Raw genomic sequence first — 20,354 nt, forward strand, 5'->3', positions numbered from 1 at the left:
AGTCAACCTGCTAATATACCCAACTTTTTTAAAATATAACAATCTGATTCATGTCTGCTTCATCATCTGAAAAAATGTCTCCGGGGGAATTACGCGCAACCATTGGTTTGGCCGGTGTGTATGGCTTGCGCATGTTTGGACTGTTTATCATTTTGCCGGTATTTGCTTTTTATGCTGAGGACTTGCCTGGCGGAGACAATTATACGTTAGTCGGAATTGCACTAGGAGCATATGGTTTAACGCAAGCTGTGCTGCAAATTCCCTTTGGTTGGTTGTCTGACCGTATCGGACGTAAGCCTGTTATATATCTTGGGCTGATTTTATTTGCTATTGGTAGCTTGGTCGCAGCTATGGCAGTTGATATATATTGGGTAATAGTGGGACGTATTATTCAGGGGGCCGGGGCAATATCCGCCGCTGTAATGGCTCTTGCGGCGGATCTTACGCGAGAAGAGCATCGTACTAAAGCGATGGCGACGATCGGTATGACCATTGGTACAGTTTTTGCCATTTCCCTGATTGCTGCTCCGATTTTGAATCAATGGATAGGCGTGCCGGGAATTTTTGCCATGACCGGTATACTGGCGTTACTTGCAATGCTTGTGGTAAAAAAAATCATTCCTGATCCGCATATCAGCAGGTTTCACTCCGATACCGAAGTATCACCTACGAGCTTTGCAAGTGTATTGCAGAATACGCAGTTGTTGCGTTTAAATTACGGAATTTTTGCGTTACACGCCACATTGATGGCGCTCTGGCTTGTTGTGCCGCTGACTTTGCGGCAAGCCGGAATGGCGGCGGGTGATCATTGGCAGATTTATTTGCCTGTTTTATTGCTGTCGATTGTTTTTATTATCCCCGCAATTATTTACTCCGAGAAGAAAGCCAAGTTAAAGCATGTATTTGTTGCAGCAATTGCTATTTTGCTAATGGGTCAGATATTGTTGGCTATGACGTTTGATTCACTATGGGGTACAGCTATTGCCTTGTTAGTTTTTTTTACGGCATTTAATTTATTAGAAGCCAGCCTACCTTCATTAATTTCCAAGATCGCCCCCGTGGGCGCAAAGGGAACGGCAATCGGAGTTTACAGTAGTACTCAGTTTCTGGGTGCTTTTGCCGGTGCGGCGGCTGGTGGTTATTTATTTGGTACGTATGGAAGTTACGCGTTATATACGTTCTGCGGATTATTGCTGGTGGTGTGGCTGGTATTGGCTGCAACGATGAAGGCGCCTGCTGCCGTGCGATCCAGGATGTATCCTGTGGATGAAATGGATGTTGATCAATCACGAGAACTATCGCGTCGGCTTGCAGCAATACCCGGTGTCTATGAAGCATTAGTTATTGTTAATGAAAGAGTGGCCTATCTGAAAGTAGACATGAAAGGCTTTGATGAAGAAAAGGTAATTCAATTGCTTGGGGAGAGAACATAGATGGCTTCAGTCAATAAAGTTATACTCATTGGTAATTTGGGTAAAGACCCGGAAACTCGTTACATGTCAAATGGGGATGCGGTTACTAATATTACATTGGCCACTACAGACACTTGGAAAGACAAGAATGGAGAGAAGCAGGAAAAAACCGAATGGCATCGTGTAACTTTTTATCGCAAGCTTGCCGAAATTGCTGGAGAATACTTAAAGAAAGGTCGCTCTGTTTATATTGAAGGAAGATTAGAAACTAGAAAATGGACTGATAAGAGTGGTGTGGAGCGCTATACGACTGATATTATCGCCAGCGATATGAAAATGTTGGGTAGTCGACCAGGAAGCAATAGTTTTGAATCAACTTCTGATCAAGATGAAGGCAATTCGGTTCCTGGTCGATCTTCTTCAGCTAAAAGTTCAAGCGGATTTGATGATATGGATGATGATATTCCATTTTAATCGAATGGTTGAATATATTATACTCAGTCGTTTCAGGTTTAATTCTTCATTTCGGAGTGTGCGAGCCGATTGAAAGTCGGTATTTAGGGTGCGTACTTAAACCTTGCTGTTTGCAACGAGGAGCTTGATTTAATCTATTAACGTTTGTCAGGCAAGCGGGACACCCCATTCCGAAGTTCGATAGGAGCTATATTGGTTTGACGACTAGGAGGCAATGAGAATTCGATACTGGCGATATTGCCGCCGATCTCCCTGGCCATATTTCTAAATTCGAGCGCTAGCATACATTTTGGAACAATAAATGTTTGCTTAAATCCAGACTTAAAATGAACAAGAATTTTCATGGCTTCTTCCAGGTAAGTTTTATTTATTAAATGGTTAGTCGGTTAATTAACAGCAATGATGCTGTTTCAACGACTTAAAAAAAACAAACTTTAGCCTGGAGTTATGATTCTTGTATGTCCCTATTGATTGGGATGCGATTGATACAGTTTGTACCGATGGTATCTCGGCGTATGATCATTTCAGATTGAAGCTTGTTATGAAGCTGCGATCGATATAGTTTTTCCAAAGCCAAACCCACTTTCCATGTGCAAAGAAAGCCCCCCGAGAAGCAACCGCATGGCGTTCTCCTGTGGTTAATAAGCTCAAGAAGTATCGCTGCGGTTTGTAAGGCTGAAGAGAGTCATGTCCCACTAATTGCGTCGAAATATTTTTGGCTAGAAATGGTCCCTGACGAACTGCATAGACACCGGCTTTAGGTAAGGGCATCGGTGTAAATGCAGCGCAATCGCCTGTTGCAAAAATATCTGAGTGTGAAATGCTGCGAAGATATTCATCAACCTGAATAAAGCCATTGTCATCGCATGCCAGTCCGCTTTTTTCCAACCAAGGCTGCGCGTTTGCATGGATGGCCCAAGCAAGGAAATCATAGTCATATTGTGTATGGTCATCAAGCACTAACTGATGTTCAAGTGCAGAAACTACATATTTTCCCTGGATTAGTCGGATTCCAAGCGTTTGCAAATGCCGGTGAAAGAAATTCTGTACTTTCTTGTTGTGTGAATTAAGGATGTGTGAATCAGCGCAAATCAAGGTGAATTCGGCGCGGATAGCAGTTGTATTTGCCAATCTATAGTGCAAGGCGAGTAATATTTCTATCCCGGCGGCACCCCCACCAACGACGACAATGCGTTGCAGGTGACTTGATCGTTGCTGCGTTGTAAGCCAATGTTGCCACTGCTGCAGAAATTGTTTGATGGGTTTTACCGGGGAACCATAAATAATTGCACCGGGGATGCTGTGTAGCGCAGGTTGCGAGCCTACATTGATCGACAAAACATCATAACGTAACGAGCGATTATCTTGGCAATCAATTTGTTTTTTTGATGGATCCAGATGCGTAACTTTGCAATGGATAAATTTTATACCAGCCCATTGACAGAGTATTCGCAAATCGACATGGCAATCCTCATGTGCATAATGTCCGGCAATGAGTCCGGGTAACATGCCAGAATAGGGTGTCAGCGTATCGCTACTGATCAGCGTTATGCGAACATTGGTAAGTGGCTTCATGGCTAGTCGTTTAATTGCAATGATATGACTATGGCCACCGCCGATCAGTAGTAAATCTTTGTTGCTTTGTGTTAAGCCTATCATTATTAACTTTTTTATGTTGCGTTCTTATTGGAAAAATGTGATAGTTCTCACCGCAACATTATAAGTTAATACAAAATGCGATAAGTAAAATCACAAGTATGTTGCTTGGCTTCGAAGAGGAATCGAGTATTGCATTGAAATTGAAAGAGTATTTTATTCAGTACGAGTTCCTAGAAGCAGCATAACGATTTGTTTAATATTTTTGGGGGATTAGTAATGAATTTTATCAAAACGAGTACATTAACATCTTGCTTTGTTCTTTTTTTGTCTGCAGTGCTGTTAATAGGTTGTAAGCCAATCTACGAAAAAAAACCAATACCAGCTAAAGAAGATAAGGTGGCAGCAGAAGCACCAGCGACAGCGCCTGAACCTGAATTCGAATATGAATCTGCGGCACTTGTACCCACTGAACCAGCTATGATTGAAGATGTGCAAAGTTTGCAAACCTTGGATTCAGCAGAAAGTGATGTTGATACTATAAGTGCCGACGTTGAGGTTAACGAAGCGCCGGAGCCTGTTATTGATGACGGTGATGATGTCGTAAAACCTGATGCTGCAATGACGCGTGATATTCAGCAGGCGCTTGTAGATGCCGGATTTAATCCTGGTCCAGTTGATGGAAAGAGCGGTGGTAAAACTGTAGCGGCGATTGAAGCATTCCAGAAAGAAAATGGCATTACATCTGGGAAAATAGACAAACGGACATTACGTGCGCTAGGCGTTGAGTTTTAAGAGGCAGCGAATTTATTAGTTAAAAAACACCAAGAGCTATAAGCTCTTGGTGTTTTTCATTGGTGTATATCGATAATTAATCAATGAGTTGAAAAATATTTGCTATAGTAAGCAATCATGTTCTATAGTTAAAAACTGACTTTCAGGGTGCTTTCAGATTAAAATATAGAGGTATAGCGGTTGAAGTTAAGAAAATTTATGTTTTGAGGGTTTTTATCAGATATATTCAAATTTTCTCATTATGTATATTAGTGCGTTTAGTGAATTATTGAAAACGTTCTCAGGTAGTCGATACAAGGAAAAATGACCGAAAAGCGCAGCTGATGCTTAATATGCTGGCATCGTGAGCTTGCTTTATAACTGTAGCGCAGTGCAGATAGTTTGGAATGGTTTGCTAATGGATATGAAAGGCGGGCTGATTATCAGTTTTGTTTCATACTTAATTGTAAGTTAGATTGTTAAAAATTTGTTTTTGAAGTACTTTTGGAGGTTATTCATGGGTGTTCCCTTACGTCAACAGATCGCGGTAGGTACGTACTTGATCAAGCAGAAATTAAAAGGAGTGAAAAAATATCCTTTGGTACTGATGTTGGAGCCTTTGTTTCGATGTAATCTGGCTTGTGCTGGTTGTGGAAAAATAGCACACCCCGAAGATGTGCTTGATCAACGCCTTTCCTATGAAGAATGCATGCAAGCTGTAGATGAGTGCGGCGCTCCAATGGTATCAATTCCAGGTGGCGAACCATTGCTTCATAAAGAGATGCCGCAAATTGTGGCAGGTATTATTAAGCGTAAGAAATATGTTTATCTATGTACCAATGCATTGTTGTTAAAAAAACGTATTGACGATTATACGCCATCACCCTATTTGACTTTTTCTGTTCATCTGGATGGCATGCAAGAACGCCATGACGCTTCAGTTTGTCAGGAGGGAGTTTTTGATCGTGCAGTTGAGGCGATTAAGCTGGCGTTAAGTAGGGGATTCAGGGTCACGGTAAACTGCACGTTGTTTCAAGGCGAGACACCGGAAGATGTGGCTGAATTTTTGGATTATGCCATGGAGCTGGGTGTCGAGGCTGCAACGATTGCTCCCGGATTTAGTTACGAGAAAGCGCCGCAGCAGGATGTTTTTATTAAAAGCCAGGATACAAAGATATTATTCCGCGGTATCTTTGAGTTGGGTAAGAAACTTAAACGCAAATGGCGCTTGAACCACTCAGCATTGTATTTGGATTATCTGGCAGGTAACCAGGATTACGAATGCACACCTTGGGGTAATCCGACGCGCAATGTTTTTGGATGGCAGAAGCCATGCTATCTGTTATCGGATGAAGGTTACGCAAAAACCTTTAAGGAGCTTCTTGATGATACGCCCTGGGAAAAGTATGGAACGGCTAATAATCCGAAATGTGCGCAATGCATGGCGCACTGTGGATATGAAGCGACAGCTGTAGAAGATACTTTGCACCATCCCTGGAAGGCGCTGATTGCATCATTAAAGGGACCTAAAACATCAGGGCCTATGGTTGCTGAGCCAACCCCAAAATGGGCAACAGGAGAAAATAAAACGTCTAAAAAGCTTTCCGATATACCTGTGACACTTGTTAATAAGTAGATATAGATTGTACTAATTCTACATTTTAAAACTCAGTGTAACTAAGAATGTTAGTGGAGTTAGTACTCTATCTATCTATTTTTGGCACTTTTTGCTGGTGGATGTTGGTATTATTTCCATGGCGTCCTTGGAGTACTTGCGAGAAAATCGAAACACTAGCACACGAGAAAGTTATTTCCAGCGAAACGCTGAGTGATATCACTGTTTTAATTCCGGCGCGTAATGAAGGCCCTTATATCGGGCATACATTGCACGGGGTTAGAGCGCAAGGCGAGAATGTGCGTGTCATTGTGATCGATGATCAGTCCGTCGATGATACAGCAGAGCAGGCTAGGCAATGCGGAGCACAAGTGCTATCGGGTACTGCGCCGCCAGCGGGTTGGAGTGGTAAGCTGTGGGCGTTAGAACAAGGGTTGCGAGAAATTAGAACACATTATACATTGTTGCTGGATGCTGATATTGAACTGACCCCAGGAATTATTTTTGAGTTACGGCAAAAAGCGTGTAATGAGAACCTGGCACTAGTATCACTTATGGCTAAGCCACCTATGGATAATTTTGTAGAGCGCTTATTGATGCCAGCATTTATTTTCTTCTTCAAACTATTATATCCATTTGGGCTAGCAAATAGGCCGGAATCACGCGTTGCCGCCGCCGCAGGCGGATGTATTTTGGTAAAAACACAAGCATTGCGTTCCACGGGTGCTTTTGCCAATTTGCATGATGCGTTGATTGATGATTGTACTTTGGCTGCGCATATTAAGCGTGCCGGGTTACGTACTTTTATAGGGCTTAGCCATGGAGCACGTAGTCATCGCGGCTATCATAAACTAAAACCAATCTGGGAAATGGTCGCGCGCACTGCATATACGCAATTAAAATATTCGCCCATTTTGCTGATTATCTGTACATTGATCATGATTTCCATGTTTTTGGTAGCACCTTTTGCTTTTATGTTCTCGTCTTACTTGGAAATTTATCTAGTGAGTATTCTGGCATGGGCTGCTATGTTTTTTACTTATTTACCTACTTTAATTTATTATCAGCGTTCCCCGCTTTGGGGGATTACCTTGCCGATCATCGGTATTTTGTATCTTGCCATGACTTGGACGTCAGCATTGCGGTATCGGAGGGGGGAACGTGCTTTGTGGAAAGATCGTCGTTATGAAAGTAAAACAAATACTTAAATTGATAGGATGGTATCTGATTTTAGTGGTGCTGCTACCAGTTCCTACAGCATTGAGTTCATCCAATTCAGAAATAGGTAGTCCGGAACAGGTAGTAGTGCATTTGCAATCATCTCTACTCGATGTTATGCGAGAAGGCGAAAAATTCAGTTACGACGAGCGCTTCAAATACTTGCAGCCTGTCATTGATCAAACTCATGATATTGATCTGATTATTAAGACAATATTGGGCGCGACTTATTGGTCGCAGCTGGATAATGCACAACAGGATCTAATCGTTGAAACTTTTCGTCAATTGAGTATAGCAACGTATGCGGGGCGTTTTGTTCAGCATGAGGGTGAACAATTTCAGATTATCGAGCAACGTACCTTGCCGCGAGATCAAGTGTTGGTGCGGAGTCAATTAACCAAGTCGGATGGCGGTACGGTAAATTTTGATTATGTGTTGCATCAAGTTGCAGGGGATTGGCGTATCGTTAACATCCTGTTTGACGGTGTGAGTGATCTGGCAATAAAACGCGGTGAATATCGAGCCATTCTGCAACGGGATGGCTTTCAGGCGCTGATCGAAATGCTCAAGGAAAAGGTTGCGCTGACGCGACAGAACCCATAATGATTTTTATCTCTTTCCTCCAAAAGATTGATAAGACGTGACTAGTTCATCGAGTTCTAGTTATCGTTTTTTTGCTCGTTGGGCAGGCATATCTTATCGCTACGCTATCTGGATTATTCTGCTCATACTAGTTGTAGTTACACTAGGCGCGTTTTATATAGTTAACAATCTTGGTGTTCATACGGATACAACCGATATGCTTTCCGAAGATGTTCCTTTTCGCGCAAATCATATCCGGTATCTACAATCATTTCCTCAATACGAAGATACACTGTTGCTGGTATTGGATGCTCCCACACCTGAGCAAGCGCATATAGCAGCAAAACGTTTTACTCGTTATTTGCAAGATGATGTTACACAATTTCCTAGTACTTATTATTTAACGGGTGAACCCTTCTTTGAACAGAATGGGTTGTTCTACAAGGATTTGTCTGAGTTAGGCCGAATTACCGATTATTTGGCTGCGGCACAGCCACTGGTCGCACGTTTGGCTGATAATCCCAATTTATTCACTTTTTCTTCGGTTCTGACAGATGCCGTTGAAGAATTACGCAAGGGGCGTAAATTAGAGTTGGAGCCAGTATTCAGTGGCATCAGCGCAACATTGGAAGCGCGGCTTGCGGGTAAATCTCGCGCGCTATCATGGCAGGCGTTATTAGGGGGCGAAGAACAGAAAGACACTTACCAGGAATTGATTATCGTACAGCCCAAGCTCGACTATTCTCAAATTTTTGCTGCTGAAGGACCTATTGACGCGATTCGCACTACGGCGAAGGGTATGGGATTTGCTCCAGATGCAACTGAAAAATTGCGCATTACAGGAGAGGTGGCGCTGGCTCATGATGAACTTAATAGTGCAATGCACGGTGCTCAAGATGCCGGGTTATTGGCACTTATCATGGTTGCTGTGGTGCTGTTAATTGCATTTCGCTCAGCAGGTGCAATATTCACCATCATAGTCAGCTTGCTTCTTGGTTTATTGCTGACGGCCGCTTTTGCAACCGTTGCCGTCGGTCATCTAAACCTGATCTCCATTGCGTTCGCAGTATTATATATAGGTCTGGGGGTTGATTTTGCGATTCATTTCCTGCTCAGACTTGAAGAAATCAGAAAGCCTGATCAGACTGTTCCCGAAGCAGTATATAAAACGGGTGGTGATATGGGGCAATCGCTGCTTATCTGTGCGCTGACCACTGCGATCGGTTTCTATGCCTTTATGCCAACGACCTATCGAGGTGTTGCAGAACTGGGTTTAATCTCGGGAACGGGTATGCTCATAAGTTTTCTGATTACGATGACGATGATACCTGCCTTGCAAAGGTTTTTCCCGATTCAGATCAAAAAATCATCGCTTTCAGTTCGATCAATTAATAAAATTCTGGATTTACCAAGGCGTTCGCGAAAGCTTGTGTATAGCATTACCATTATTGCTGTCCTAGCTTCTATCTTAGCGTTGCCACATATCAAGTTCGATTACAATTTATTGAATCTGAATAATCCGCACGCAGAATCAGTTCAAACCTTCCAGGAATTGCTGGGGGATGCGGAAGATTCACCTTGGCATATCAATGTATTAGTGGATGATGTTCAACAAATAAGACAAATAGCACAGCAACTGAGGGCCTTGTCCGAAGTTAAAAGAGTTATCAGTATATTGGATCTGGTTCCGGAGGAACAAGAAGAGAAAAGTCTTTTGATCGAGGAAATGGCAATGATACTAGGGCCTATTTCTTTTTCCTCTACAGCATTCTTGATTCCGAGTCCTCATACGGTTTCGGAGCAGAGAATGGCATTGGATAAACTAAGAATTGTATTAAGTCAGTTCGTTGCTGAGCAGCCAGAACATCCAGCTGCAGTTTCTGCTCGTGCGTTAGAGGGTTCGCTTGCTAATCTGATAGCGAAGTTAGATAAACCTGTGTTGGAAAATGGGGAAGCGAAAGAACAATTATTGCTTACGGTTAATAATGATTTACTGAGCTTGTTACCGAACGCTATCAAGCGTCTACAGTTGGCTTTGGAGGCACAACCATTTTCTCAAGAGGCATTGCCGGCGTCGGTAACTGAACTGTGGCATGGCAAGGATGATGCGTATCGAATTGCGGTTTATCCGTCAGAAAATATTAATGACAATGATGCCTTGCGTAGATTTGTTCGCGCTGTGCAACAAATTACGCCAAATGCAACCGGTGTTCCCGTAATTAGCCTGGAAGCTGGGGAAGCCGTAGTAGATGCATTTTTTCATGCATTTTCGCTTGCACTGATTGGAGTCATATTGACGACTTGGATTATGCTTCGAAGCGCTACTTCTACCTTGTTGGTATTAATTCCATTATTGCTTGCGGCGTTATTGACCGGAGCCGGCACAGTATTCATGGGGCTGTCGTTTAACTTTGCCAATATTATTGCGTTGCCGTTATTGCTGGGAATTGGTATCGACAGTAGCTTGCATATGGTATACAGAAGTCGGAATACCGGAGCGGACTATGAAAATCTACTGCATACCAGCACGGCACGTGCCATTTTCTTCAGTGCGTTAACAACCCTGGCAGGATTTGGTAGTCTTATATTTTCTATTCACCAAGGAACATCCAGCATGGGGCAGCTGTTAACCATCGGATTGCTACTGACTTTGGTGTGTGTTCTGATTATTTTGCCGATTTTACTGCAATCAGCCAGTGACAAGAAAGAAATTACTGCCTAACAGGCTGTTGAAAAATTACCTGCATTGCCGCTCCGGTGTTAAAAAGATGCAAATGCTCATTATGCATAAACTGTGCTTTTCACCTCTTTCGTCTTGAATCAGCTGCTTAGAAAACGTTTTTCATTGGCCTGTTAAATCTTTATTCTGGTTTTACCAAATTAATTCGTGTTAAAGCTGCGGCGAAGAAACCATCCGTTTGGTGTGGTTTGGGAAATAATTGTAAAAATTCACCAGTATCCAGTGGTATCTTTTGATGAGACAACAGTTCGGTGCAATTCAACAAGCTAAACTGAGGGTGCGCGGCCAGAAATTCGTTAATGACAATTTTATTTTCTTCTGGTAAAAAGCTGCATGTTGCATACACCAATCGCCCGCCCGGTTTTAGCAAACTGGCGGCTGCCGCAAGAATAGCAGCTTGTTTGGTTTTGAGTTCATCGATGCTTTGTGACGATTGACGCCATTTTAAATCGGGATTGCGACGCAAAGTCCCGAGTCCGCTGCAAGGGGCATCGACCAATACGCGATCAATTTTTCCAGCCAGTCGTTTGATCTTTATGTCATTCTCATTGGTGATTCGTTGTATATGTAAATTAGATAGACCTGAGCGTTTGAAGCGCGGCTTCAAATTATTTAGTCTTTTTTCAGAGACATCGAACGCATAAATGCGTCCTTTTGAATTCATTAAAGCACCCAGCAGCAATGATTTTCCACCTGCGCCCGCGCAAAAATCGACAACCATTTCACCGCGCTTGGGTGCCAACAAATAGCCAAGTAATTGACTTCCTTCATCTTGCACTTCTATTTTTCCCGATAAAAAAAGTGCATGACGATTGATAGCAGGTTTTCCGGCAAGCCTGATGCCGCAAGGAGAATAAGGTGTCGCCTGAGCATCAATACCTTCCTGCGCGAGTGTTTCCAGCACTTCGCAGCGTTTAGCGAGAATTGTGTTGACTCGGAGATCCAGCGGCGCGGATTTTTGCAGCGAGAGTCCCAAATCAAGAATATCTGTATCCGACATGAAATGTTGTAATTTCTCTACCAGCCATACGGGGAATTCAGCCTGAGTCGCTAATGGAAATACATCCGGTTTGATCGCTTTGATTTCTGACAACCATTTTATTTCAGTTTCGCTGATCAGCGATGCCAATTCGCGTAAATTCATTCCTTGAAGTTTAACTAAATACGCTAACGCTAATGCACGTGGCGTTACAATTTTTACCAGGCTTTCAAGGAAAAAACGATGCCTCAGAATACCGAAGACTGTTTCTGCAATGAATGCGCGATCCTGTGCCCCTAACAAAGGATTATCTTGGAAGAAACGCCGCAAGATCGCATCAGCCGGGTATTCCAGAGGAAGTACAGTACGTATGGCAACAATAACTGCGTCCAGTTGAGAAGGCGTAAAATGCATTGATTTCCTGATGTGTAGTTGTAGCTGAATGATCGAATTATTGATTAGCTTTGTAACTGATATTAATTCCGGTGACTATTTTATCGATTTCACGGCCATTCTCTTCTGTCGAAACAATGCGAACAGGCAGCATATGATTGTTTAGCGCAAGCCATACGATTCTTTTAAGCTTGGAGTTTTTATCCTCTTGCCGGGTCAATACAATTGTTTTCATCTTTCCAATCGGAGTTTTGAGTGTTTCTTTGGTGATGGCATAGCGCGACAACACCAAACTATGTCCGTTTGTAATATGACGCTCTACCTGGTGCTTAGGTAAGGGAGTAAACATAAAATTATAAGATAAACTTAGCCGATCTAATGTATCTTTGGGTAATTTTTCTTGTACTTCCCGTTTCTCATGGCTTAAAGTAATCGTGTGATTATTCCAATCAAATATAGCTAAGCTAGGTTCTTTTTTTCCACGTTTTTCATAAGCGCGAGTAGGTTTTAACCCGCCTTCCGTAATCATCCCTTCGCTATGTCGCATGATCCTATTGGGTTCTAAAAGTTTGAAAATTCCAGTGGCTTGCGCTTCGCTATTAATACTATAACTATTGCCTTCGTCAGTATGTTTGATTTCCATCACCTCATTGATTTCTCCTTCACCGATATCTGTCGTCACGGCATAATTGATTTCAATGCGAGAGGGTATATCCGTTGCATAAACAGAAACTGAAAAACTTAATATTCCTAGTAGAAGAACTACAGGTATAAATTTCATTCGGATAATCCTGGCGAATAAAGCGTAATTTCACAGAAGCTGGAGTCCAGTACTTCAACATGATTCTCAATTAATTTGATTCGATTTTCCATAAACCAGCGCACGGCACGGGGGTAGATATGGTGTTCCTGCTGTAGAACCCGTGTGGCTAATGTTTCTTCGGTATCCCAGGGTAATACAGGAATAGCTGCTTGAATTATAATAGGGCCATGATCCAGTTGCGGGGTGACGAAGTGTACCGTGCAACCATGGATTCTAATGCCTTCTTGCAGTGCGCGTGCATGCGTTCCTAAACCTGGGAATGCGGGTAACAATGAAGGATGGATGTTCATTAGTCGGCCTTGATAATGTTGCACAAAGCGATCGCTCAGTATACGCATGAAGCCAGCCAGCGCAACCAGTTTCGGCTGATGCGCGTCAATGCATTTCGCCAGTGCAGTATCAAATGTTTGCCGGTCGGCATAGGAGCGGTGATCAATCACGTTCGTGTTAACACCATATTTTTTGGCGGTTTCTAAACCCAATGCATCGGGATTGCTACTGATGACTGTAATGCGATCGATTTGCGCTCTTGCTTCCAGCAGTGATTGCATATTACTGCCGCGGCCGGAGATCAGGATAACCAGTGATTCCATATGTTCTAATGGCGATACTTTAAACTATAACAGTGGCTGTTTGATTAGATGCGCGTGACTTGATTTCACCAATTTGCCACACTGTTTCACCTTCAGCACGCAGACTCTGGGTTGCAATATCAACATCACCGGGAGCAACCACAATCACCATGCCGATTCCGCAATTGAACACCCGCGCCATTTCGGATTCTGCAACATTACCTTGCTGTTGCAGCCAGTGAAATAGCGGCGGCATTTCCCAAGAATTTTTGTGTAATACGGCCGTGAATTGATCAGGCAGAATACGCGGTATATTTTCAATCAATCCGCCGCCGGTAATGTGTGCCAGCCCTTTAACAGGTAATTGTTGGATCAGCTTCAATATGGGTTGGACATAAATGTGCGTTGGTGCCATGATAATCTCAGCAATGGTTTTTCCATCCAAGTCACTGGATAGGTCAATGCGGTTTTTCTCAATAATCTTACGAATCAACGAATATCCATTGGAATGTGCGCCACTGGAGGCAAGCCCAAGCAAGATGTCACCTGTTTGGATCGTGGCTCCACTAATAATTTGGTCTTTTTCAACAATTCCGACGGCAAATCCAGCCAAATCATACTCATCATTTGGATACATTCCGGGCATTTCTGCCGTTTCACCGCCGATTAATGAGCAACCGGCCAATTCACAGCCTTTGGCAATACCGGCAACAACTGCAGTCGCTGTTTCTACATTCAATTTGCCGCAGGCAAAATAATCGAGGAAAAATAACGGCTCGGCACCTTGCACCAGAATGTCGTTTACGCTCATCGCGACCAGATCGATACCTATTGTGTCGTGTCGGCCAAGCTGAAAAGCCAGTTTAAGTTTGGTGCCTACACCATCTGTACCTGAAACTAAAACAGGGCTATGATATTTCTTGGAAATTTCAAACAATGCACCAAAGCCGCCAATTCCGGTGATTACTTCAGGACGTAACGTGCGTTTGGCAAACGGTTTGATATTTGCAACCAGCTGATCGCCTGCATCGATATCTACACCAGCGTCACGATAGGATAATTGTTGTGCATCAGGATGATCAGAATTAGAGGAAATCAAGTTAGGTTCTCGCGTAGTTGCCGAATAAAGGCTGCTTAAAACTGTAATTTTAACGCAAATGAAACATGTGCATGAGACGGATGCAAAAATTCATCTGAATATTGGCTCAGATATTGCTCACTTAGTATTACTTCGTGTGGGTGTGGCGTCGTATCTGAAATGCAGCTTAATGATTTGACGGTTGTCTGTTTTCGCCTTTGCAGTATGTCATTTAGCGATTGCTCAGAGAATGCGCCCCATAAAATACCTAAGTCCGACATCTCATGTATGAGATCAACTGGATAGCACATTATTACTTCGGTTTGCGGTGCATGTTGGTGTTAACAATGCTCCAGCCACAAAGATCCCTGCAACATCATAAAAAGTCTATCGAATAACAAAAGCTTACTCAGTTTCTCTGCGTCAGTTCAGTAATTATGTTGTATATATATGACACAACGAATTGTAATGTAAATTAACCTCTGTTTTAATTTTTCAATACTATTTAATTACAGTATATTGTAATTAAATTTAGTATTTGGTTGCTTAAGAAATAGGTCGTTAATCTTTAGTGCAGGTAGTTTATTAATAGGGTGATTGCGCAATGTTAAAAAGAGTCGTTGGCCTAATCCTTCTATTGACTGCAATCAATGGGTTCTCACAGCAAACATTTAAGCCTGATAGCATCAGCAACGAGTTGATTATGGATTCTGATTCCAGAATTGATTCTTCTGCCGCACATACTTCCGAATCTGAATTCTTAGAACAACCAAAAACAGCATTTGTGTTATTGGATACAGCTGTACCACCAGCAACTACGATGCGGTTATCGTGGCAGCCTAATCAATCTTCAGATGGTCTTTCCACTCCAACTCCCATTTTTGTCGTCAACGGTGCTCAGGAAGGACCTGTGCTGTGCTTGACAGCTGCGATTCATGGCGACGAGCTAAATGGTATTGAGATTGTAAGGCGTGTACTTTATGGCACTGATCCTAAACTATTGTCCGGAACGATCATTGGTGTGCCGATTGTGAATCTGCAAGGATTTCAGCGCTCTTCTCGTTATCTGACGGACCGCCGCGACCTTAATCGCTTTTTTCCGGGGAATCCTCACGGCAGCTCTGCTGCACGGATTGCCTATTCATTTTTTAAAGAAATCATCAGTCATTGTAACTTTCTCGTTGATTTGCATACGGGTTCAGCGCATCGAACCAATCTACCGCAGGTTAGAGCTAATCTACTGCAACCGGGCGTAGGTGAATTTGCTCAGTCTTTTGGTATCTCTGTCATTCTTCATAGTGAAGGCTCAATAGGGATGCTGCGCCATGCTGCAGTCGATATTGGGATTCCTTCGGTGACTTTAGAAGCAGGAAAATCCATGACATTGCAAGAACCGGCCGTTCGATACGGCGTTAAAAGTATTCAAACTCTATTGGATAGGATGAATATGTTAGAAACGGCTCAGCCATTAGAAACCCCGGATTCAATTTACTATCATTCAGCGTGGGTGCGCGTAAATCATGGCGGTATTCTGCTTGGCAATGTTAATTTAGGAGATAAGATTAACAAAAACGATATCCTGGGTATCGTCACAGACCCCATTACGAATATGCGCAGTGAAATAATCTCACCTTATAACGGTCGGATTATTGGTATGGCGATTGACCAAGTGGTTATGCCAGGTTTTGCAGGCTTTCATATTGGTATCCAGGAATCTGAAGAAAGAACCGCCAGAATAATTAGTATTCCGTCTAAGAAACAGATTGTTCAGCATTTATCTACAGTACCGGAATCAGAATAAATTCAGATTGAAGTTGTTTATTTTCTGCCAATCGTGACAATGCAGTATTTTTAGCTGCCAATAAGACAAGCTAACGCAATTTCTTTAAGTGAAATGGCCACAATAATTTTGTAACTGTCTAACGATGTCAAATGTAAGACCTGACCTCAAGACTGCTTAATCTGGCAACTAGAAAATAAGCATATGACTGATCCAATCCAAGTATCATCATGTGAAAATTGACCCTTTATACAAGCTCATAAAATCTCTTACCGACCTACCGGTAACGTCAATACCGGAGGTGTCACAGGAACAGGGCTAGCTTGCAAGGCAAAGATCTGGGTCAAAAGAGAAAATATACTTTTTGACCCTAGATCAGCATCATCAATGTAAAACCATTGATTACGGTAGTAGACTGCAACAGCAGCCTGTTTTGGTCGTACTGATTGTGATTTGATGCTAAATGGAAAATTACGAGGTTTTCCCACATTGGGGAATTGTGGTGTCACATAGTGCCCGTCGTCCTCATGACCATGGTCATGTTCAACCCATTGCGAAAGAAAATACATAATACCAAGCACTGAGCGAGGCCTTATATATATGGTGTCCTGTCTGGGTTCCTTTTCGGCTTGAATGGTAGGATATGCTATCCGATAATATGTTTGTTTAGGGTTAAGATCAAGCAGTTGAATAATGCTCTGTGTCTCTGAGTTTGCCAGAATGTCTGTCTTGATATGTAAAAAATATTGTGGATTAGTATCATTTGGATCAGACCCCAACAAGAGATCAAGTCCGCCACGAGCGTCTATTTTACTCAGTAGCTTCACTGTGCGGTCAAATTTATGAATTTCGTGATTTGAAATGGAATCGGAATGTATCATTCGGCTGATATTGTTAATCTCATTGATTTCTATCAAGCATAGAGAGAACAGGTGTTCAATATCCCAACCTGAGTGATAGAGCAAGGCTAATCTTTCTATAGTAAGTGGAGCCATCAGGTGGCGAATGAAATTTTCGCCTTGCAGGGGTGTGTAAACCAAAGTTGGTTGCGTGGAATAGCCTAAGTTGCCGGTTATGCCGAACATGGGTGCGATACTAGGAAGCGCTATCCTTCCGCCTTGGAGGCTGGATTGGAACGAAGATTGTGCCGTGATGCTGCTGACTTCAATAAATGCCGTAGAATCCATGAAGTGGAGCCGAACCAGGTTCAACAATAGTTGTTCATCATTAGTGATTTGAAGTGCAGCATTGTAATTAATGCGCTCTCCGGTCATAGTCCATGATCCAAATGACGCGCAGCCGACAACTGTAGCCAGGATGCAGGACGCAATGATTCTGGTGCCGATCCTTTTTATTTGACCCATGATCCATCTCCTCTGTAAAGATTCATTAGCATACAACTCAGAAACCATGGGGGAACAAACCATATGTTACATCCTAGTTCTAGTTAGAAATACTTAATAATAAAATATATACTATATACGCTCATTTTCTGGAAGTAATATCCACGGCTTTAGCGAAAATTGGATTGATAATGAAGTGTTGCCATTGAACAGAAGAATTCTGTATGTTAGTTAATCATAATTTTGTCGCACCAAATATCACTGCGTCGATTGAGTTTATAATCCCTTTACATCAGATCTCACCGTATGAACTTGTCATTTTGGTGAGCACAATAACCTATCATGCTGTGTTTTTAGCAGCAAAGATAAGCAGATGAATGGTATGATCTGAGCTAATTTTTGTTGCAGTGATACCGCCATGGGGCGGTATTCGTTTTTTTCTTTCAGGGAACCCGTAGACACTTGCTTCCAGTTTTTCTGGCAGTTTTTTTAATGCAGAGGTCATTCATGTCTTTCAGTATAGCCAACCTGTTATCACAACATCGTACCGATAAATTCGATTTGCACGATCGGTATTTGAATGCTCAGCTGGTCAGGGTTCTGAAAACGATTGGCTATGACCGCAATTATGAACGCGCGGTGGGGCAATATCTGTATGACGAACACGGTAATGAATACCTCGATTTGTTGAGCGGTTTTGGCGTGTATGCATTTGGCCGCAACCATCCGACCATTGTCAATGCATTAAAAGAAGTATTGGCGCTTGATATGCCCGATTTAGTGCAAATGGATGTGTCGATTCTGAGTGGCTTGTTGGCCAAGGAGATTTTGGCCACGACGCCAGATAATCTAGAGCGGGTGTTTTTTTGTAATTCGGGTACGGAGGCGGTTGAGGGAGCGATAAAGTTTGCGCGTTACGTCACCAAGCGCAATCGGATTATTTGTTGTGATCATGCCTATCATGGGTTGACGATGGGGGCTTTGTCGCTGAATGGCGAGCAGATTTTTAAGGATGGCTTCGGTCCGTTGTTGCAGGATTGCGGCTCGGTTCCATTTAATGATCTCGTAGCATTGGAAAAGGCTCTAAGCAATCGCGATGTGGCCGCTTTTATTGTCGAGCCGATTCAGGGCAAGGGGGTAAATATCCCGGATGATAATTATCTGCCTGAGGTTGAGCGCTTATGTAAAAAATATGGCACATTGTTTGTCGCAGACGAAATTCAAACCGGCCTTGGGCGTACCGGAAAATTCTGGGCCATTGAACACTGGAGTGTGAAGCCTGATATGGTATGCATGGCCAAGGCGTTATCCGGCGGTTTTGTGCCAGTCGGCGCAGTGGCTCTGACGCAGGAGATCATGGATAGCGTGTTTAACCGCATGGACCGGGCAGTCGTGCACGGATCTACATTTTCCAAGAACAACATGGCGATGGCGGCTGGTCTGGCAAGCTTGGAGGTGATCAAAACTGAGAAGCTGGTGGAAAACAGCGCAAGAATTGGTAATGATCTGATCGGAAAAATCAATGCGTTGACCGGTCAATATGAATTTCTGAAAGGAGCGCGTGGCAAAGGTTCGATGATTGCAATTGAATTCAAGTCACCGAATAGTTTTTCGTTGAAAGCCGCCTGGATGATGTTGGAAGCAGCCAATAAAGGGTTATTCTGCCAAATGGTTACGATTCCATTGTTCAAGGAGCACAGAATCCTGACGCAAGTGGCTGGGCATGGTATGAATGTGATTAAACTATTGCCCCCTCTTACCCTGACGCAAAAAGATTGCGACCATATCATCAGTGCATTAACCAAGACCATTGCGGATACGCATCAAGTACCTGGCTCTATCTGGGAGCTAGGCAAGAATCTGGCCAGCCATGCGCTAAAAGCAAAAGCTGGTTAAACTTATACCGTATGAGCACTGAACATTCCGGAAGTCTGCTTTATCTCTGGTGGCTGTTATTAGCTTGCGTGACAGGCGGGTTGATTTATCTGCTCAGCCCAATCCTGACTCCTTTTCTATTGGCTGCGGTGATTGCATATATCTGCAATCCGATGATGAGGCACATGGCTGGCAGAAAAATACCGCGGACAGTGGGGGCGGTGCTGGTCATGCTGTTGTTGCTTGGCGTGTTTGCCGCCTTGATTCTGGTTATGGTGCCTTTGTTTGAGAAAGAGGCAAACCGTTTGCTGGATAAAATGCCGGTTTATTTGGATATGTTTAAAAATCAGGTGATCCCTTGGCTGGAATCGAGGCTGGATATCAATCTGCAACCGGATATGAATGTATTAAGGGAAGCTGTTTCAGAGCACTGGAAAAGCGCCGGAGGCGTGGCCGCAAAGATGTTGCCTTCTTTGACCAGCGGTGGAATGGCAGTTGTTGAGTTTCTGGTCAATTTACTATTGGTGCCGGTGGTGTTGTTTTATCTGTTACGTGACTGGGATATGTTGGTCAAACTTGTCGATGAAATGATTCCGCGTTATTGGCATGATCAGATTTCTCAGTTAGCGCAGGAGACTGACCAGATTTTGGCGGAGTTTTTGCGCGGACAACTGTCTGTGATCTTATTAATGAGTATTTGTTATATCACGGGTCTTTGGTTGGCAGGACTGGAATTTGCACTACCTATTGGCTTGGTGGCGGGTATCCTCGTGTTTGTGCCTTATTTGGGGATGATCGTAGGCTTAACGTTGGCGACTTTTGCCGCTATGATGCAATTTCAGGATTGGGAAGGTGTAATCATGGTGTGGGCTGTTTTTGGTATCGGTCAAATGCTTGAAGGTATGTTGATTACTCCTTGGTTGGTGGGAGATCGGATTGGGCTGCACCCGGTCATCGTTATTTTCGCGTTATTGGCATTTGGTCAACTATTCGGTTTCTTCGGTATCTTACTGGCGTTGCCGGTCAGTGCAGTAATATTGGTGTGGCTACGCCATCTGCGACAGCGCTATTTGGAAAGTGATCTGTATAATTCGTAGGAA

18 protein-coding genes are annotated in these 20,354 nt (G+C 43.1%); 10 read left to right on the forward strand and 8 right to left on the reverse strand.

Going from position 1 to position 20,354, the window contains the following annotated elements:
- The first annotated feature begins 50 nt into the window (after nt 1-50).
- A complete protein-coding gene (locus K2Q13_RS03655; protein WP_292919305.1) occupies nt 51-1,433 on the forward strand; it encodes an MFS transporter in 1,383 nt (460 codons plus the stop codon).
- Complete coding sequence (gene ssb / locus K2Q13_RS03660; RefSeq protein ID WP_292919306.1) at nt 1,434-1,886, forward strand: single-stranded DNA-binding protein; 453 nt, start codon at nt 1,434-1,436, stop codon at nt 1,884-1,886.
- 137 nt (nt 1,887-2,023) lie between these two features.
- Here ssb and K2Q13_RS03665 read toward each other — a convergent pair whose 3' ends face one another.
- On the reverse strand, nt 2,024-2,230 hold the full coding sequence (locus K2Q13_RS03665; protein WP_292919307.1) for a hypothetical protein: 207 nt from the start codon (nt 2,228-2,230) through the stop codon (nt 2,024-2,026).
- A 175-nt stretch (nt 2,231-2,405) separates the two neighbouring features.
- Nucleotides 2,406-3,545 (reverse strand): FAD-dependent oxidoreductase, encoded by a 1,140-nt coding sequence (locus K2Q13_RS03670; RefSeq protein ID WP_292919308.1) that lies wholly within the window; start codon nt 3,543-3,545, stop codon nt 2,406-2,408.
- Between the two features lie 216 nt (nt 3,546-3,761).
- Between K2Q13_RS03670 and K2Q13_RS03675 the strand changes: the two genes are divergently transcribed.
- The 5 genes from K2Q13_RS03675 to K2Q13_RS03695 all read left to right on the forward strand — a co-directional run bounded on the left by K2Q13_RS03675 (nt 3,762) and on the right by K2Q13_RS03695 (nt 10,393).
- On the forward strand, nt 3,762-4,277 hold the full coding sequence (locus K2Q13_RS03675) for a peptidoglycan-binding domain-containing protein (RefSeq protein ID WP_292919309.1): 516 nt from the start codon (nt 3,762-3,764) through the stop codon (nt 4,275-4,277).
- Nucleotides 4,278-4,773: 496 nt separating this feature from the next.
- Entirely contained in the window at nt 4,774-5,892 is a 1,119-nt protein-coding gene (gene hpnH, locus K2Q13_RS03680; RefSeq protein ID WP_292919310.1) for an adenosyl-hopene transferase HpnH, read from the forward strand.
- 47 nt (nt 5,893-5,939) lie between these two features.
- Nucleotides 5,940-7,079, forward strand: coding sequence for a glycosyltransferase (locus tag K2Q13_RS03685; protein ID WP_292919311.1), 1,140 nt, complete (start codon nt 5,940-5,942; stop codon nt 7,077-7,079).
- Nucleotides 7,057-7,692, forward strand: coding sequence for an ABC transporter substrate-binding protein (locus tag K2Q13_RS03690; protein ID WP_292919312.1), 636 nt, complete (start codon nt 7,057-7,059; stop codon nt 7,690-7,692). Before K2Q13_RS03685 ends, K2Q13_RS03690 begins: the two co-directional genes overlap by 23 nt.
- A gap of 37 nt (nt 7,693-7,729) precedes the next feature.
- On the forward strand, nt 7,730-10,393 hold the full coding sequence (locus K2Q13_RS03695) for an MMPL family transporter (protein WP_292919313.1): 2,664 nt from the start codon (nt 7,730-7,732) through the stop codon (nt 10,391-10,393).
- A 139-nt stretch (nt 10,394-10,532) separates the two neighbouring features.
- Here the strand turns inward: K2Q13_RS03695 and K2Q13_RS03700 are convergent, their stop codons facing one another.
- From K2Q13_RS03700 to purM, 4 genes are read right to left on the reverse strand one after another with little or no spacing between them, the layout of a single operon-like run.
- The gene (locus K2Q13_RS03700; protein WP_292919314.1) at nt 10,533-11,804 is read right to left on the reverse strand and encodes an RsmB/NOP family class I SAM-dependent RNA methyltransferase; all 1,272 of its coding nucleotides are present in this window, start codon (nt 11,802-11,804) and stop codon (nt 10,533-10,535) included.
- Nucleotides 11,805-11,841: 37 nt separating this feature from the next.
- The gene (locus K2Q13_RS03705; protein WP_292919315.1) at nt 11,842-12,564 is read right to left on the reverse strand and encodes a DUF3108 domain-containing protein; all 723 of its coding nucleotides are present in this window, start codon (nt 12,562-12,564) and stop codon (nt 11,842-11,844) included.
- Nucleotides 12,561-13,199 (reverse strand): phosphoribosylglycinamide formyltransferase, encoded by a 639-nt coding sequence (gene purN, locus K2Q13_RS03710; protein ID WP_292919316.1) that lies wholly within the window; start codon nt 13,197-13,199, stop codon nt 12,561-12,563. The genes K2Q13_RS03705 and purN overlap by 4 nt, the downstream gene beginning before the upstream one ends.
- 19 nt (nt 13,200-13,218) lie before the next feature.
- Nucleotides 13,219-14,277 carry a phosphoribosylformylglycinamidine cyclo-ligase gene (purM, locus tag K2Q13_RS03715; protein WP_292919317.1) on the reverse strand — a complete coding sequence of 353 codons (1,059 nt, stop codon included), beginning with the start codon at nt 14,275-14,277 and terminating at the stop codon, nt 13,219-13,221.
- Between the two features lie 583 nt (nt 14,278-14,860).
- Here purM and K2Q13_RS03720 point away from each other — a divergent pair.
- Entirely contained in the window at nt 14,861-16,057 is a 1,197-nt protein-coding gene (locus tag K2Q13_RS03720; RefSeq protein ID WP_292919318.1) for a succinylglutamate desuccinylase/aspartoacylase family protein, read from the forward strand.
- A gap of 248 nt (nt 16,058-16,305) precedes the next feature.
- On the opposite strand, the gene K2Q13_RS03725 is transcribed toward K2Q13_RS03720, so the two are convergent.
- The gene (locus tag K2Q13_RS03725) at nt 16,306-17,400 is read right to left on the reverse strand and encodes a hypothetical protein (RefSeq protein ID WP_292919319.1); all 1,095 of its coding nucleotides are present in this window, start codon (nt 17,398-17,400) and stop codon (nt 16,306-16,308) included.
- A gap of 319 nt (nt 17,401-17,719) precedes the next feature.
- Nucleotides 17,720-17,884 (reverse strand): hypothetical protein, encoded by a 165-nt coding sequence (locus K2Q13_RS03730; protein WP_292919320.1) that lies wholly within the window; start codon nt 17,882-17,884, stop codon nt 17,720-17,722.
- A gap of 2 nt (nt 17,885-17,886) precedes the next feature.
- On the opposite strand from K2Q13_RS03730, the gene K2Q13_RS03735 reads away from it, so the two are divergent.
- Together K2Q13_RS03735 and K2Q13_RS03740 are read left to right on the forward strand one after the other, a co-directional pair.
- Entirely contained in the window at nt 17,887-19,275 is a 1,389-nt protein-coding gene (locus K2Q13_RS03735) for an aspartate aminotransferase family protein (RefSeq protein ID WP_292919321.1), read from the forward strand.
- Nucleotides 19,276-19,286: 11 nt separating this feature from the next.
- Nucleotides 19,287-20,351 (forward strand): AI-2E family transporter, encoded by a 1,065-nt coding sequence (locus tag K2Q13_RS03740; protein ID WP_292919322.1) that lies wholly within the window; start codon nt 19,287-19,289, stop codon nt 20,349-20,351.
- The last annotated feature ends 3 nt before the right edge of the window (nt 20,352-20,354 follow it).

The sequence above is a fragment of the Nitrosomonas sp. genome (assembly GCF_019752095.1).
Taxonomy (GTDB): Bacteria; Pseudomonadota; Gammaproteobacteria; order Burkholderiales; family Nitrosomonadaceae; genus Nitrosomonas.